Annotated in this window: 10 protein-coding genes; 4 read left to right on the top strand and 6 right to left on the bottom strand. The window is 69.9% G+C overall.

From position 1 onward, the window contains the following. Positions 1 to 1,895 (bottom strand): S9 family peptidase (locus tag LIU39_RS33455; RefSeq protein ID WP_227050740.1); only part of this gene is annotated, 1,895 nt, incomplete at its 3' end. A 201-nt stretch (positions 1,896 to 2,096) separates the two neighbouring features. On the opposite strand from LIU39_RS33455, the gene LIU39_RS33450 reads away from it, so the two are divergent. Then, a complete protein-coding gene (locus LIU39_RS33450; protein WP_227050738.1) occupies positions 2,097 to 2,930 on the top strand; it encodes a class I SAM-dependent methyltransferase in 834 nt (277 codons plus the stop codon). A 238-nt stretch (positions 2,931 to 3,168) separates the two neighbouring features. Here the strand turns inward: LIU39_RS33450 and LIU39_RS33445 are convergent, their stop codons facing one another. Both LIU39_RS33445 and LIU39_RS33440 read right to left on the bottom strand, forming a co-directional pair. Then, positions 3,169 to 3,963, bottom strand: coding sequence for an alpha/beta fold hydrolase (locus tag LIU39_RS33445; RefSeq protein ID WP_227050737.1), 795 nt, complete (start codon positions 3,961 to 3,963; stop codon positions 3,169 to 3,171). A 178-nt stretch (positions 3,964 to 4,141) separates the two neighbouring features. Further along, the gene (locus LIU39_RS33440; RefSeq protein ID WP_227050736.1) at positions 4,142 to 4,807 is read right to left on the bottom strand and encodes an O-methyltransferase; all 666 of its coding nucleotides are present in this window, start codon (positions 4,805 to 4,807) and stop codon (positions 4,142 to 4,144) included. Positions 4,808 to 5,039: 232 nt separating this feature from the next. Between LIU39_RS33440 and LIU39_RS33435 the strand changes: the two genes are divergently transcribed. Further along, entirely contained in the window at positions 5,040 to 5,459 is a 420-nt protein-coding gene (locus tag LIU39_RS33435) for a TOBE domain-containing protein (protein ID WP_227050735.1), read from the top strand. A gap of 556 nt (positions 5,460 to 6,015) precedes the next feature. Here LIU39_RS33435 and LIU39_RS33430 read toward each other — a convergent pair. The 3 genes from LIU39_RS33430 to LIU39_RS33420 form a co-directional block, all read right to left on the bottom strand. Beyond that, the gene (locus tag LIU39_RS33430; RefSeq protein WP_227050734.1) at positions 6,016 to 10,029 is read right to left on the bottom strand and encodes an nSTAND1 domain-containing NTPase; all 4,014 of its coding nucleotides are present in this window, start codon (positions 10,027 to 10,029) and stop codon (positions 6,016 to 6,018) included. Positions 10,030 to 10,936: 907 nt separating this feature from the next. Then, positions 10,937 to 11,209, bottom strand: a complete 273-nt coding sequence (locus tag LIU39_RS33425) for a hypothetical protein (RefSeq protein WP_227050733.1) — start codon at positions 11,207 to 11,209, stop codon at positions 10,937 to 10,939. A gap of 315 nt (positions 11,210 to 11,524) precedes the next feature. Continuing rightward, positions 11,525 to 12,085 (bottom strand): DUF5994 family protein, encoded by a 561-nt coding sequence (locus LIU39_RS33420; protein WP_227050732.1) that lies wholly within the window; start codon positions 12,083 to 12,085, stop codon positions 11,525 to 11,527. Between the two features lie 282 nt (positions 12,086 to 12,367). Between LIU39_RS33420 and LIU39_RS33415 the strand changes: the two genes are divergently transcribed. Both LIU39_RS33415 and LIU39_RS33410 read left to right on the top strand, forming a co-directional pair. Continuing rightward, on the top strand, positions 12,368 to 12,892 hold the full coding sequence (locus tag LIU39_RS33415; protein WP_227050731.1) for a DUF5994 family protein: 525 nt from the start codon (positions 12,368 to 12,370) through the stop codon (positions 12,890 to 12,892). 96 nt (positions 12,893 to 12,988) lie between these two features. Then, complete coding sequence (locus tag LIU39_RS33410) at positions 12,989 to 15,223, top strand: APC family permease (RefSeq protein WP_372464141.1); 2,235 nt, start codon at positions 12,989 to 12,991, stop codon at positions 15,221 to 15,223. Positions 15,224 to 15,418: the final 195 nt, after the last annotated feature.

Below are 15,418 nucleotides of genomic sequence, written 5' to 3'. Positions count from 1 at the left end.
ACCTTCCCGCTCGTCGAGCGGACCTCCGGCGGCTGAGCGGCCGACGACCACAGGCCCTCCCCCTCCAGATACCGCAGCGCGAAGTCGAGCTCCAGGCGGACCTGCTTGATGCGCTCCTCCACGACGAGGGAGCCGTGCCCGGCGTCGTAGCGGTAGACCTCGTGCGGGTGGCTGCGCTGTTCCAGCCGCTCGACGTAGTTCTCCACCTGCTGGATCGGGCACCGCGGGTCGTTGACGCCAGCGGAGATGTAGACCGGCGCCCGTACCGCGTCCACGTACGTCAGCGGCGACGACGCCTCGAAGCGCTCCGGCACCTCATCCGGAGTGCCGCCCAGCAGCGTCCGGTCCATCGCCTTGAGCGCTTCCATCTCGTCGTTGTACGCCGTCACGTAGTCCGCCACCGGTACCGCGGCCAGGCCCAGCGCCCACGCCTCGGGCTGCGTGCCGAGGCCCAGCAGCGTCAGGTAGCCGCCCCACGAACCGCCGGCCAGCACCAGCCGCTCCGGATCCGCCAGGCCGGACGCCACGGCCCACTCGCGCACCGCGGCGATGTCCTCCAGCTCGATCAGGCCGACGCGATGCTTGAGCGCATCCGTCCAGGCACGGCCGTAGCCCGTCGAGCCGCGGTAGTTGACCCGGACGACTGCGAATCCGTGGTCCACCCAGGCCGCGGGGGACGAGGCGAACGCGTCGCTGTCATGCCAGGTCGGGCCGCCGTGGATGTCGAAGACCGTCGGGAAAGGACCCTCACCGTCCGGCCGCTGCACCAGAGCGTGGATACGGCCGCCTGGCCCCTCCACCCAGGTGTCCGTCACCGACACCGACCCGGGTGCCTTCATCCCGGGCGGATCGAGCACGACCTTCCCGCTCGTCGAGCGGACCTCCGGCGGCTGAGCGGCCGACGACCACAGGAACTCCACGGCCCCGTCCGGCCTGGCCGTCGCGCCGGAAACCGTCCCCGTCGGCGTCTCGACCCGCGTCAGCGTGCCCGCGGCGCCTTCTTCGCCCGCACCGGACGCAGCAGCGGCACCGGAGGCCGGCGCCTCCCCGGCCGTGCCGGAAGCGCTCAGGCCGTATCGCCACAGCTCACTGCGCGCCTGGTACTCGTGCTCGATCAGCAGCGCCGAACCGTCCGGGTACCAGTCGGCCCCGACATCACCGGGCAGGTCGATCGCCAGCGGGGTTTCCACCCCGGTCAGCGGATCCCAGATCATCGGCTCCCAGCGACCCCGCCGCTGATGCCCGACCAGCAGCCGGGCATCGCCGTCGACCGGCGCGAAACCCATCACCGACAGGCCCAGCTCCTCGGTGCCGCCCTTGGTGTCGTCCAGCTCGGCGACCGTCGAACCGTCCGGCCGCACGACGCGGATCGCGGAGTGCATCGCGTCGCCGTGCTCGGTGTGCTCGATCGCGATGAGCGAACCGTCGTGGGAGAGGTCGCCGACACCCGCCGATTCGTGATGGCGGTAGATCTCCAGCGGCGGCTCCCCGGGCCGCACCACGTGGACCGTCGAGCCCTCCTCGTCGGTGGAGCGGCCGACAACCGCGGATCCGTCCCGCCCGATCGCCAGGCCCCCGGGGTACGAGGCGTCCAGCCCCGGTGTGGCCGGCTCGTCCGCGCCGCCGCCGAACGGCTGCCGCATCCAGATGCCGAATTCGTCGCCGTCGGTGTCGGAGAACCACCAGATCCACTCGCCGTCCGGTGACAGTGTGCCGTCCGTCGTGCCGTTCGGCCGGTCGGTGGCCTGGCGCTGTGCACCGGTCGCCCGGTCCCATGCGTACAGCTCGAAGGTGCCCGTCGCGTTGGAGACGAACAGCGAACGCTCCGGAGCGTCCTCGGCCCAGTCCGGCAGCCCGACCCGCGGGGCACGGAACCGCTTCTCCCAGTCCGGCATGCCGGATCCGGAGACGCCGGCGGTGCCGGATCCGGCAGGGGCGCCAACAGCATTGGCAGCGTGCGGCGCACGGGGATTCTGCGGGTCGGTCGGGTCGGTGGCGTGGTCGGCGCCTGTGGTCTCGTCAGTCATGGCCCCATTCTGCGCCCGGTCACCATAATTCCGTTGGCGAGGGCTTTTGCCTGTGGATAACTTCTCCGCATGGGGAGACATACGGGTCCTGAAGACTGGCGTGAGGCCAATCGCGCAATGTGGGACGAGCGCGTTCCCCTCCACCGGGCCAGCGGCTACTACGACCATGAGGGGTTCCGCCGCAGCCGGGACACCATTCGCGACTTCGAGGCGGCCGAGGTCGGCGACGTGACCGGCCTGACCCTCCTGCATCTCCAGTGCCACTTCGGTCAGGACACCCTCTCGTGGGCCCATCGCGGTGCGGCCCACGTCGTCGGCCTGGACTTCTCCGAGCCGGCCATCGAAGCCGCCCGTGAGACCGCTGCCGAACTCGGATACGGCCCGGACCGCGCGTCGTTCGTGGCCGCCGACGTCTACGACGCCGCCGAGGCCGTCCCCGACTCGTCCTACGACATCGTCTACACCGGGATCGGCGCCCTGAACTGGCTGCCAGACGTCGTGCGATGGGCGGAAGCGGCAGCCTCGCTCGTCGCCCCCGGCGGGTTCCTCTACCTCGCCGAATTCCACCCGCTGTGTGATGCCCTGGATGACGAAACGGGGTCGCGCCTCACGCACGACTACTTCAGCCGCGACGCATGGGTGGACGAAACCCCCGGCACCTACACGGACTTCGACGCGCCCACGGTGAACAACCGCAGCGTCGAGTGGCAGCACCCGCTGGGCGACGTCGTCAGCGCGGTGGCCGCCGCCGGGCTGCGCATCGATTTCCTGCACGAACACGACATGACGATGTTCCAGCGATTCGCCGCCCTGCAGCGCGGTGACGACGGCTTCTACCGTCCGGCTTCCGACCGTCCCCGCATGCCTCTCATGTACTCCCTGAAGGCCACTCGCCCTGCCTGATACCTGCCGCCCTGCCGCCGTACGTCCCGCTTTCGGGACAGGCGGGAGTCCGGACGGCACCTGGCCGGACCGCCCCCACATACGGCGAGCGGCAAGGCAGCCGAGGCGACCGTACTTCTCTGACGCGTTCACGTTCCGATGACCTCCTCCGTCGGTGCCGGCACCGGCAAGAGCCCAGCAGTGCGGCGACGCCGGGAAGCGACCTCCCGGTCAACGAGGTGGACGGCCAGGCCGCCCGTCAGTCCGCTGACTTACGGAGAAAGGCGGTTATGAGCTGGAGCCACTCGTCGGGTCGTTCCGAGAACGGCAGGTGCCCGGTGGCGAGTTCGGCCAGATCGGCGCCGGTGATGCCGGCTGCGACCTTGCGATGCAGGTCGGGGCTCACCAGGAGGTCTTCCGTAGTGGAGATGACGAGCGTCGGGACGGCGATGCGTGTCAGGTCTTCGCGGACGTCGACGCGAGCGGCCAACTCCGCGTGCTCGGCCGTGCCCGGCGGGAGGGTCTGCGCGGCGGCCTGCAGGACGGCACCCAGGTCGTCGCCGGGAACTGCCTCCAGTGTCGAGGAACTCAGCGTCGCCAGAATGAGGAATGACGCCAACTGTCTGTGGTCCCCGGAGATGTAGAGGTCTCGCCAGAGGTCGGCGGAGAGGCGCAGCCGCGCATCGGGTTGCGCGAACGGCGCGGTCAGGAGGAGTGCCGTGACCCGCTCGGGATGGCGGGTCGCGGCACGCAGGGCGACGGCCGTTCCTACGGAGTAACCGGCCAGCGCGAAGGAACTCAAGCCCTCGGCGACCCCGGCGGCGACGACTTGGTCGGCCAGCTCGTCGAGAGTGAGCGGGGAGGTGGCGCGAGGCGTGCCGCCCGAACCGGGGTAGTCGACGCCGACGACGGTGTGCTCGGCAGCGAGCCCGTCGAGGACCGGGCCGTAATTGGCCGCGATGCTTCCGCCGGCCCCATGGGCGAGCAGCAGTCCCGGACCCGCGCCGCGGACGGTGCGGGCGAAGGTCGCTTCAGGCAGTGCGAGTTCAGGCATGATGACCCCCGTGTTTGTATAGCGAACGCTATGAAATGAACCGTAGCATATTTTTTATCGAGCGCTATACAATTCACTCGGTCGGTGTGGATTGGCGTGAGGCGGCGGTTCGGCGGTCGGGTGTCGCGAGGGCCGCGCGACCGGTGGCCCGCCCTGGGGCGGACCACCGCGGGGCGGGCTAGCTGGTCACGCGGGCCAAGGAGAAGCCGTCGTACCCCTTGCTGCCCACGGTCTGCAGGGCGGTTCCGGTCAACCTCGGGTGTGTGGCGATGAGTTCGAGGAAGCTGCGTACGCCCTGGATCTTCGGGTCCGTGCTGTCGGCATCGATGATCTCGCCCTCGCGCACGACGTTGTCGCCGACGATCAGGCTCCCGGGGCGGGTGAGTTGGAGCGCGCGCTCCAGGTAGTGCGGGTTGTTCGGCTTGTCCGCGTCGATGAAGACCAGGTCGAACGGCTCGGCGCCCTCGGCCACGAGTTTCGCCAGGGTGTCGAGGGCGGGGCCGGTACGGACCTCTGCCTGCGGCAGTCCTGCGCGGGCCAGGTTGGCGCGTGCCACCTCTGCGTGCGCGGCGCTGGCCTCCAGGGTGAGCAGGTATCCGTCGTCGGGGAGGGCTCTGCCGAGCCAGATGGTGCTGTAGCCGCCGAGCGTGCCGATTTCGAGGATGCGGCGGGCGCCCTGGATCTCGGCGAGGAGCTGCAGCAGCTTCCCCTGGTTCGGGGCGACCGCGATCTGCGGGAGGCCGGCTGCGTCGCTCTCGCGCAGTGCGGCGTCAAGTGCTTCGTCGTGCGGCGTGAGCAGGGTGGTGAAGTAGTCGTCGACGGCAGTCCACCGGTGCTGGGTCATGCGCTTCCCTCCGCCATTATCTATTTAGCTTCGCTAATGAAAATACCAGTGTTCCGTGGGTCGCGTAAGTGACTCCACGGGGTGCTCGGGCCGGTGCTGTCGCCGTGTGGCGGCGGCGCGGATGGCGCTGCTGCGTGCGCTCGGGCCTGCGGGCAAGGGAAAGCTGTGGTGAGGATGGACAAGGGTGAAAACCGCGACGTTCATTCCACCTCCATCGATCGAGGCGTTTCCGATGAGCCTGAGTATTCGCAACCAGATCCCTGGCGTCGTCACGTCTGTCACGCCTGGTGAGGCCATGGCGACGGTCAAGGTCCGGCTGGTGGGAGGGCAGGACATCACGGCCGCGATCACTCTGGAGGCCGTCCAGGAGCTGGGGCTCGTCAGGGGTTCGCCCGTGCGTACCTTGATCAAGTCCACCGAAGTCGCCCTCGCCACCGGGCCGGTCGAGCGGCTGAGCATCCGCAACCGGATCCCCGGCGTCGTCGCCGACGCCTCGATGGGAGGCGCCATGGCGAGCGTCAAGGTCGACGTCGAGGGCGGGGAGCTCACCGCGGCCATCACCAAGGACGCGGTGCTCGACCTGGGCCTGGCCGTCGGCTCCCCGGTCGTCGCGTTGATCAAATCGACGGAGGTCTCTCTTGCTGCCGATTGAGTGTCCGGGGCGCTCGCGGGCATCGGATTCGGTTTCCCGTTCAAAGAAATCCGGGACTGCCCCGACATTCTTCAGCAGGGGCGACTTCACCTCCGTGCAGGCCACCCGCCTCCCCGCATCGAAGGCATCTCGCAATGGGATGCCTGATGGCGGATAGCAGATGGCTGACGACAGTCACAGGAATGGCGAGAACTGGTCAGTTCAAAGGGGCGTGATGGGCAGTCAGGGAAATGGGTGAGCGCTCAAGGAGTGCGAAGAACGCTATCGCCCTTCCCTGCTCACGCTGTTCGTGTTCCGTTCAGGGCATGAAAGCGCCCGATCGCTGGCGACGGGGGATGCACCAGCGATCGGGCTACTGACAAGACTAGCAAGGGTTTCTGCCTGGCGGGAGTCAACTGCACAATTGCCTCGCAGAGTTGTGAGCGGAGTCACCCGGCACCGTTCGGTGAGGAGAATCGGCGAAACGGAGAACGGAGAAGCGAGGGTGCCGCAGAGCCGTGATCAGGGCGTACTGTCTGCTGCTCCGGCCCATGACGTCGGCCTGGCCTCGGCTTACTCAGTTGCCGCACGGCGGTGCGTACGAGAGATGGGGCAGATACTCGTGCCATTTTTCCGGCGTCAGAACGCCTCGGGTGGTCGAACAAATGCGACGAATGGCCTTCTCGGAGTCCAGGTCCCACAGCCGGACGGTGCCGGCGCCGCTCGACACCCCGAGCATGCGGCTCTGGGGACTGAACGCCAGGAAATTGCCCGCTTTGGCGTTGGGGCTCGTCGATTGACCGATGGGAGTGGCCCGGGAGGGGAGCGCGACGTTCCAGAACCGGACCGTGTTGTCGTTGCCGCCGCTCGCCAGGGTCCGGCCGTCCTTGCTGAATGTCAGCGACACGACCGCTTGGGTGTGGCCCGTGAGAGGGGAGCCCAGCGGAGTCGCCTTGAGGGGGTCGGCCGTGTTCCAGAGCCGGACGGTGTCGTCGTCGCTGCCGCTGGCCAGGGTCCGGCCGTCGGGGCTGTAGACGAGCGCGTTGACGGGCCCCAGGTGGCTCGTGAGCGGCGCGCCTCGCCGGGCGGCGTGACGTGGGTCGGCCGTGTTCCAGAGCCGGATGGTGGCGTCCGCGCTGCCGCTGGCGAGCGTCCGCCCGTCCGGGCTGAAGACGAGGGAGTTGACGTAGCCCTTGTGGCCGGTCAACGGCGCGCCGAGCGGACGAAGGCGGGACGGGTCGCCGACATTCCACAACTGGATCGTGTCGTCGTCGTAGGCGGTCGCCAGCGTGCGCCCGTCGGGGCTGAACGCCAGCGCACCGGGGCCCGCGAATCTCGTCCGCAGCGCGACGGGCGCCCCGTGGGCGACGGGCCGGGCCGGGTCGGCGACGTTCCACAGCTGCACGGCGTGATTTCCCGTCAGCACCGCGAGCGTGCGGCCGTCGGGGGAGAACACCAGCGCACGCACGTCACCCTCCCCGGGCATGAACGGCTTGCCCAGCACCGTGGGCCGGTTGGGCTTCTCCACGCCCCACAGCCGCACCCGGTCGTCGCGGGCGGCCGTGGCGAGCACCCGCCCATCAGGGCGGAACGCTCCGATGTGGCCGACCATGTTCGACGTCGGTATCGACCACAGACGGACCGTGCTGTCGCCGCTCCCGGTGGCGAGCGTCCGCCCGTCAGGGCTGAAACCCACGGCGTACATCTCGCCGCTGCTGCCCGCGAGGGGCTCGCCGACCTGCGAAGGGAATGCCGGGTCGCTGACGTTCCACAGGCTCGCCGTGCTGTCCGCGCTGCCGGCGGCGAGCATGTTTCCGTCGGGGCTGAAGGCCACGGACCACAGCGGGCCGGTGTGCCCGGTGAGCGGCGCGCCGAGCGGCGCCGCGTGCCGCGGGGCGGCCACGTTCCAGAGCCGGATGGTGTCGTCCGAACTGCCGCTGGCGAGCGTGCGGCTGTCGGGGCTGAAGGCCACGGAGTGCACCGTGCCGGTGTGGCCGGTCAACACCTTGCCGATCGGCGCCGGATGACGAGGGTCGGCCAGGTCCCACAGCCTGATCGTCCGGTCGTCGCTGCCGGCCGCCAGCGTCCGCCCGTCGGGGCTGAACGCCACGGAGCGCACGGCGGCGGTGTGGCCGGTCAGGGCACCGCGCGCCTTCGGCCGGCGCGGGTCGCGGATGTCCCACAGGCGAACGGTGTGATCTTCGTTGGCAGTGGCCAGCGTGTGTCCGTCGGGGCTGAAGGCGACCAGGTACGTCGTGCCGCCCTGGCCGGTCAGGGGCGCCCCGAGTAGGCGCGGATGGCGGGGATCTTGCACGTTCCACAGCTGGACCGTGCCGTCGTCCGAAGCGCTGGCCAGGGTGTGTCCGTCCGGGCTGAAGACCGCGCTGCTCACCCAGCTCGTGTGGCGGGTGAGGGGGGTGCCCAGGGGCTTGGGGTGCGTCGGGTCCGCGACGTCCCACAGCCGGACGGTCCGGTCGTAGCTGGCGGTGGCCAGGATCTGCCCGTCGGGGCTGAACGAGGTGAGGTAGACGGCGCCGGTGTGACCCAGGAGCGGGGTGGCCAGTGGCGCGTTCACCATCGAGATCAGCCGGTTGTCCGTACCCTCGTCGTCGGGCCGCAAACGGTGTGCCACCAGGTCGAGTTGGGCCGACAAGGAGGGATCCGTGTACTGGGCGCGATCGGCCTCGGCGAGTACCTGCTGGAACACGGTGTCGTCCCGCTGCTGCCAGGCGATCACCGCTGAACCGGCGGCCAGCATCGCCATGACGACCAGAGCCGCCACCGCACCGCGGCTGATCCAGACCGTGCGCCTGCGCAGCCGGACCGAAGCGGCCAGGAATTCCACCGCGCTGCGGGTCAGAAACGTGTCACCGGCGGAGTCCGCCCAGGTGCGGGCCTGTTCCAGACGGGAACCCCGGTAGAGCAGTGACGTGTCACGGCCCGAGCCCTCCCAGGCCCTGCCGTCCTCCTCCAGCCGCTGGCGCAGCAGATTGTCGTGACGGTCCTCGTCGATCCAGTCGCGCAGGCGCGGCCAGGCGTGCAGCAGCGCTTCATGGGTGATCTCGACGGCCTCCGCGTCGAGCGTCACCAGGCGGGCATGGACCAGCGCTTCGAGCGATTCCTCCGTTTTGTTCGGATCCGTCGACTCGTCCGCCAGTTGGCGACGCGTCCCCCGCCTACGGGTGGCCTGAGTGTCCTCGCCCAGCCGGACCAGCCGCAGGAGGAGCAGCCGTGCGGCCGTGCGGGCCGTCGGATCCAGGCCGGACCAGGCCCGCTCCGCGGTCGCCGCCACCGCTCCCTGGATTCCGCCCGCCGCGCGGTAGCCGGACAGCGTCAGCCTGCCCGCCTTCCGCCGCTGCCAGGTGGCGAGCAGGGCATGGGAGAGGAGCGGCAGCACGCCCGAATCGTGCGCCCCGTCGGGGCCATCGGCGCTCACCTCCCGGACGATCAGTTCCGCCAGCCCCGGTTCGAGTTCCAGGCCCACGGCCTTGGCCGGTCCTGTCACCACCTCGCGCAGCTCCGTGGTGGTCAGCGGCCCGAGCACCATGTGCCGGTGCTGCAGCGCGTCGGCCAGCTCGGGATACCCGAGGCACTGCTCGTAGAAGTCGGCGCGTATGCCGAGGATGACGAGCACGGGGGCCGGGTCATCCGGGCCGGCCGGTGTGCACGCGGCGTGGAGGAGCTGGATGAACGTGCGCCTGGTCGCCTCGTCGGAGCAGAGGGTGAACGCCTCCTCGAACTGATCCACGATCACGACCGGGCGGGCGGCGGCGGACGTTTCGCGTCCCGCCCACGCCGTGACGGCCTCCCTCGCCGCCTGCGCGAAGCGCGGAGTACCGGGCTCTCCCGCCGCCGGCTCCTCCGCGGCGGACACGACGCGGGCAAGCCCGGGGATCCGGCCGGTCAGCTCCGCGAGAGGAGCGCTTCCCGGCACGAGTTGCAGCACCTCCCTCTCCCGGCCGCTCCCGTCGCCCAGCGCACCCTTCTGCAACGCGGGCACCAAGCCGGCGTTCAGCAGGGACGACTTTCCTGCCCCCGAGGCGCCCACGAGCATGACCAGGCCACCCGTCTTCTCCGCCGCGCGGAGCTGAGCAACGAGAGCATCCGTGCTCCGCTCCCGCCCGAAGAACCACTGGGTGTCATGCCGGCGGTACGAGGCCAGCCCTCGGTACGGGCACACCCCGGGGACGGCCGCGGCTTCGGCCGGAGCACCTTCCTCCTCCGGGACGGATGCCGCGGCGCGCTCGACCACCGGGTCGGCGACCGCCCGCTCCCACAGACGCTGCCACTGGACGAGGTCGTACAGGCCCGCGGACACCGGCACGGGCCGCGCGCGCCGCGCCTGGGGGATCAGGACGTGCAGCACCGCCGCGAGCGCTGCGAACTGCGCCGGCACGTTCTTGGCCCGCCGCCAGTCGCTGATCCGCTGCACGGACACCCGCACGGGCCGCCCTCGTTCGTCGACCCGCTGGAGTCTGACGACCGCCTCGGCCACCTTTTTGAGGGGAGGGTTGCCGGCCTCCTTGTACAGCAGCGCGAGACGTTCCGCGAAGGCTGTGCGTGCCCCTGAGTCGGAACTCAAGGTCTCCACCCCTTACTTCCCCCGCACTCGGACATCCGGACCGGAAAACTCACCCTAGCTCTCTGACCTGTGGTTAAGCCCCTTACCCGATGCCGGAACCTCCTATGCGGGAGCCGCAGCTGGCAGGATCACGAGGCAGCGGCGCACCAACCGGGCGTTGCCCGGACAGGCCACCAGCTCACTGCCCGGAGAGACAACCCTTGAGGCGTGTTCCCGGTCACCTCCCGCCGGAGCCACGAGCAGGTGGCGACGGTCTCGGCGCACGAGCGCGAGAGATCTCCGGAGCCGGCCCCATCCGGACCGCTATCGCGTCGGCCACGGCTCCGGCCCTGCCCGGATCCGCACCGGTACGACGCGGACCGCCGCCCGCGCCGTTCGGCACCGGTCCCCACGAGGGGAGGGACCGGTGGCGAATGGCGCGGCGTTGTTCCTGCGATGGGACGGGGCGGATGCGACTCGCGTGGGCCTGCTCCGGGTGCGGACGGGCGCGGCGGGTCTGCGCCGGTGGTGAGGAGTGCGGGCGCGCTACCGGATGGAAAGTCCGGACGGACACGTGACCGACGGTCCTGAACAGTCGCCCACAGTCCACTCATGCCAGGCGAGAGGACATCTGGCTGACGCCGGATTCACCGCCGGGCAGCCTGTGCCACGCCGTCCTTTCACGCACGACGGGACGGCTGACCAAGCCGTTTGAGGCGGTTGCCTGCGCGTGGCACCGCACGTCTGGCAGCCGCGGCCACTCGATCCGTGATGCCAACGGCCCCGGCACATACCCGCCGGGGCCGCCCTTTCAGGTCGTTGCACGTGAGAGTGCGCGGACCCACTTCTCATGGTATTCCTGGGGAACTTTTACCGCGTAAGGGGCATTCCGTGCTGATGGGGTGCCTCGGCCGTCGGAGCCGTCTTTTGCGTGGTGTCAGCTCTGTTCCTCTTCCTCGTCTTCCATGCGCCGGATTCCCTGGTGCGTCAGTGTGACCATCACGGGGGTGTTTCCTTGTGCCCAGTCGATGGTGACGAGCCCTTCGCCCACCAGATATGCGCAGGCTGCGGCCAGGTCCTGCTCAGGGATTTGAAGATCGTCGCGCAGCTCTGCCCCGGTGACGCCAAGGAAGCGATTGCCTTCCGTGGTCTCGTACAGGGCCTTCATGATCGCCTCGCGGTAGTGCTTCCGCTCGTGCAGTGTTGCCATGATGTGCCTCCCACTCGTGCCGGGTGCTGGTTCGGAGCCTGTGGGACAGGCGCGGCGTGACACCTGCCCCACGGCCACAGAGCCGGCACCGAAGCGACGACGGAGAGCCTCTGCGACCTGACGGGCGACTTCGGGGGACGCGGCGACGATGTGCGCGTCGGCGTGGCCGGCCGAGGGGAGTTCCGGTGCTCGCGGTGGGTGGTTACGCGCGATTCGGTGGGCTCGGTCTGCTGCGCGTTGAGCAGACGGATCAGGAACATGCCCGCGACGATCATGAGGACGATCACGTCCACGGTGATGACGGTCTCCACGTCCTCACTTCCCTCGGGCGGAGGTCAGGAGCGCGGCCTGGTTCCCTGTCGCCGAGGCGGCTCCGCCCTCGGTCTCCCACCCTTCTTCCTGCCACAGCGCCTCCCGCGCGTCACGGGTGGCGTCCTCGCTCACCATGAGGGCGCTGGCGGTCAGGATGCCGCCCGGGGCGGCCGCGGCGGACATCAGCCGGGCGGCAGCAGCAGCGTCGGTCTCCGGCGGGACCACCAGCAGGTCCCAGCGGCCCGCGGCGTAGGAGAAGAGGAGCAGCTTGTTCGGGTCCTGCTCTTCGGCGAACCAGCCCACGTGCACCGTGTGCCCGGCCACCGGCACCTTTCGCGGCACCACGGGCCAGTAGGTCGGGTTCACCGTGACATGAGTGATCCGGTCCCAGCGCGCGTCCAGCACCTTCATCAGAGCGGGAAGCTCGCGGGAGAGATCGCGAGAGCGGGGCCACCAAGCGCCGTCCAGGAGACCCGGAGGCGATCCTGCCGGAGTGAAGGAGAGGCGGGCCGGTGACGAAGGTGCGCGCTCGCTGATGATCGTACGGTCGATGGTCGCGGCCATGGCGCGGACCTGCCCCCGGGGCTCGTCTTCGACGTCCCGGTGTGGTTGCTCGCCGGGAACGACACCGGCGCAGGAGCCGGTGTGCGAAGTGCTCCCGGTCTCTCCACCCTACTCCGGCCTGCAGTCCGTGAAGGTGCCCGTGACCAGGAACTTCCTGGCGAACGCGGGTCCTTCGGCTCCGTCGCCGCGCGGCGCGTCCGCACCCTGGCACCCGGAGTACGGTGAAGTGACGAGGCCACCTCGCCGGGCGTACGCACCGCCCCGGAAGACGGGTGAACACACATGGCCGACTCCGACACTCCCCGCGCCCCGCAGCTTCTGCCGGACGCGGTCCACCAGGCCGTCAGACCCGGGACGGCCCTCCTGCGGCTGGTGACCACGCACACCCGCGAGCAAGTTCTCGACGGCGCATGGTGGCCGCGTTCTCGCGACATCGGTGCCGAGCTCCCCGGTCTGGTCGCCGCGCTGACCGAGCATCTCGGCCCCGTCCTGCGCATCGGCCTGGACGCCGCTGCCTGGGAAGAACTGCCGACCCGTCTCGTCATCGACGACCGGGTCGTCCACATCGACTCCTTCCCGGTCGGTGACGACACCGTCCTCATCACCCGAGGCGACCAGGACCACTTCTCCCTGCTGGTGGTCCCGCCGCACGCGACTCCGGAAGCGGCCCGCGCCGCAATGACCAGGGCCGTCCAGGCAGGCAACGTCACCCAGGCTGAGCAGATCCTCATCGACACCGGCACCCGTCGGGCACACCCCATTCCCGCGGAAGACCCTCGGACGGGCCGCGAACGCGGCGAGCGGTGAGGAAAACGTCGAGGCTTCCCCGCTCCTTCGGCGCGAGGGATGCGGGTGCCGCGCAGGTGCAGCTTGGACAGGCACCCACAGGAGACACTGCGTCACGTGACGCATGCACAGAGTGGTGTCGGTGGCGAGGTCCGGGGTGGCGCGCTGAGCCCTTCGGCCGTCTTGCCGGGGCTCGACGAGGAGCAGCTGCGGCTGCTGCGTCGGGTGGGGCGTGAATGGGGGCGGGTGTCGGCTCCCGAGGCGTGGCGCCGGGCACTGCCCCTGGATTCCGACCTGGGCCGTTTTCCGCCCCCTGCGGAGATCCGGCCTGTCGGATGGGGGCGTCTGGTCAGCGTCTCGCCTCTCGGCGGACAACCGTCCACTCTCAGTGAGGCCGTGGGAGAGCTGCCTCCTGGCCGACTGGGCCGCTTCGGCTACCACGTGCGACGCGTCGTCCTCGGGGCCGCCCTGAAAAGCACGGCGATTGCGCAGGAGCGGATGCGCAAGCTGGTGGCGTTGCCCGTCCTGTCCGCCGACGCCCTCTCCTCGGTTGCCTACGGGCCCGAGGCCATGCTCGCCGTCCTCGTTCTCGGCGGCGCCGCGGGACTGACCTACTCCGTGCCGATCGCCGCGACGATCGCCTTCCTGATGCTGGCGGTGGGGGTGTCGTACCGCCAGACGATCCGCGCGTATCCGCACGGCGGCGGCTCGTACATCGTCGCCGGCGACAATCTGGGCCGCGTGCCCGGACTGATCGCCGCCGCCGGCCTGATGACCGACTACATCCTCACGGTCGCCGTGTCGATCGCCTCCGGAGTCGCGGCGATCACCTCGGCGGTTCCCTCACTCGCCACCGACGCCGTCCCGATCGGCGTCGGTGTGATCGCCCTGCTGCTCGCCGGGAACCTGCGCGGCATCCGGCAGGCCGGCGCACTGTTCGCCGCACCGACCTACGCCTTCATCATCGCGGTGTTCGCGCTCGTCGCCGTGGGGCTTGTCGACGCCGCCGGCCGTGGCTTCCGCCCCACTGCGGCTCCGCACCTGAATGCCACGGAGAGCGTCGGCGTACTGCTGGTGATGCGCGCCTTCGCCTCCGGGGCCACGGCGATGACCGGTATCGAGGCGATCTCCAACGCGGTGCCGGCATTCAAGCCCGTGGAGTGGCGCAACGCCCGCACCACGCTGACCTGGATGGTCGGTCTGCTCATCGTGCTGTTCGCCGGCACGATCGCCATCGTCCATCTCGACGGCGTCGTGCCCAGCACCCAGGAGACGGTCCTCTCCCAACTCGCCCACCGCAGCTTCGGATCGGGACCGCTGTACGTCCTCACCCAGGCCGCCACGGCCGCGGTCCTGCTGCTCGCGGCGAACACCGCTTACAACGACTTCCCCCGCGTGCTGTTCCTGCTCGCCCGTGACCGACACGCGCCGCAGATCTTTCTGCGCCTGGGCGACCGCCTCGCCTTCAGCAACGGAATCATTCTGCTGTCGCTCGCGGCGGCGCTGGTCTACGTGGCCTTCAGCGGCATGACCGCATCCCTGATCCCGCTGTACGCCGTCGGCGTCTTCCTGGCCTTCACACTGTCCCAGGCCGGAATGGTGGTCCACTGGTGGCGCCTGCGTGACCGCCACTGGCGCAAGAGCCTGTTCTTCAACGCCACCGGCGCCCTGCTGTCGGCCGTCGTCTTCCTCACCGCCGGCCTCACCAAGTTCACCGAGGGCGCATGGGTCGCCGTGCTCGCCGTCGGACTGTTCCTCGTGGTGACGATGCGCATCCGGCACCACTACGAGACCGTCAGCAACGCGCTCCGTCTGCACCGGCACGCCATCGAGTTGCCCACCCCCACCCTCCCCGGCCCCGACGCGACACAGCCCCCGGCGACAACTCCGCAGCTGCCCGAGGCACCCCCGGACGCCCGGACGGAAGAGGAGGACGAGGAGACACCCGAGGAGATCCGCCACCTGTCGGTCGTCCCCATCGCGACCATGGACCTGGCCGGCATGCGCGCACTGGCCTACGCCGCCTCGCTCCACCAGCCCGTACTCGCCGTTCACGTCAGCCCCGAAGAGGACGAGGCCGAACGCTTCCGCGAGTACTGGACCCTGTGGGGCGACCACCTCCCGCTGGAAGTCGTGGTCTCCCCCTATCGCGCGATCGTCGCACCACTCGTCCACTACATCGAAGCCCTGCACGCAAAGCGCCCGGACCTCACCTTGACGGTCATCCTGCCGGAGATCGTCACGATGCGCCGGCGGTACCGGCTGCTGCACAGCAGGATCGCCCCGCGGCTGCGGCACGCGCTGCGCCCACTGCCGAAGATCGTCATCACCACCGTCCCCTTCCACGTGTAGCCCCCTCCCCGTGGTTGCCGGCAGGGTTCGGGGTGTGCGGTGCGGTGTGTCCGGGGTGACGTCTCGCGAGTCGACGGTCTGTCAGAAGTCGTAGGGCTTCTTGGTGTTCCAGTTGAGGACGTCGGCTTCGTTCCAGGTGAACTGGGGCTTGTCGCCCTTGGTGTCGACGGAGTAGTAGGGGCCGTCGTGGCCGTT

Source organism: Streptomyces pinistramenti, from assembly GCF_020564935.1.
Lineage (GTDB): Bacteria > Actinomycetota > Actinomycetes > Streptomycetales > Streptomycetaceae > Streptomyces > Streptomyces pinistramenti.
The sequence above is the reverse complement of the archived record's forward strand: the minus strand, read 5'-3'. Positions and strand labels throughout refer to the sequence as shown.

Excerpts from the sequence above, each read along its gene's own strand:
- LIU39_RS33450 (WP_227050738.1), top strand. The coding sequence starts at position 2,097 with ATGGGGAGACATACGGGTCCTGAAGACTGGCGTGAGGCCAATCGCGCA.
- LIU39_RS33445 (WP_227050737.1), bottom strand. The coding sequence starts at position 3,963 with ATGCCTGAACTCGCACTGCCTGAAGCGACCTTCGCCCGCACCGTCCGC.
- LIU39_RS33440 (WP_227050736.1), bottom strand. The coding sequence starts at position 4,807 with ATGACCCAGCACCGGTGGACTGCCGTCGACGACTACTTCACCACCCTG.
- LIU39_RS33435 (WP_227050735.1), top strand. The coding sequence starts at position 5,040 with ATGAGCCTGAGTATTCGCAACCAGATCCCTGGCGTCGTCACGTCTGTC.
- LIU39_RS33425 (WP_227050733.1), bottom strand. The coding sequence starts at position 11,209 with ATGGCAACACTGCACGAGCGGAAGCACTACCGCGAGGCGATCATGAAG.
- LIU39_RS33420 (WP_227050732.1), bottom strand. The coding sequence starts at position 12,085 with ATGGCCGCGACCATCGACCGTACGATCATCAGCGAGCGCGCACCTTCG.
- LIU39_RS33415 (WP_227050731.1), top strand. The coding sequence starts at position 12,368 with ATGGCCGACTCCGACACTCCCCGCGCCCCGCAGCTTCTGCCGGACGCG.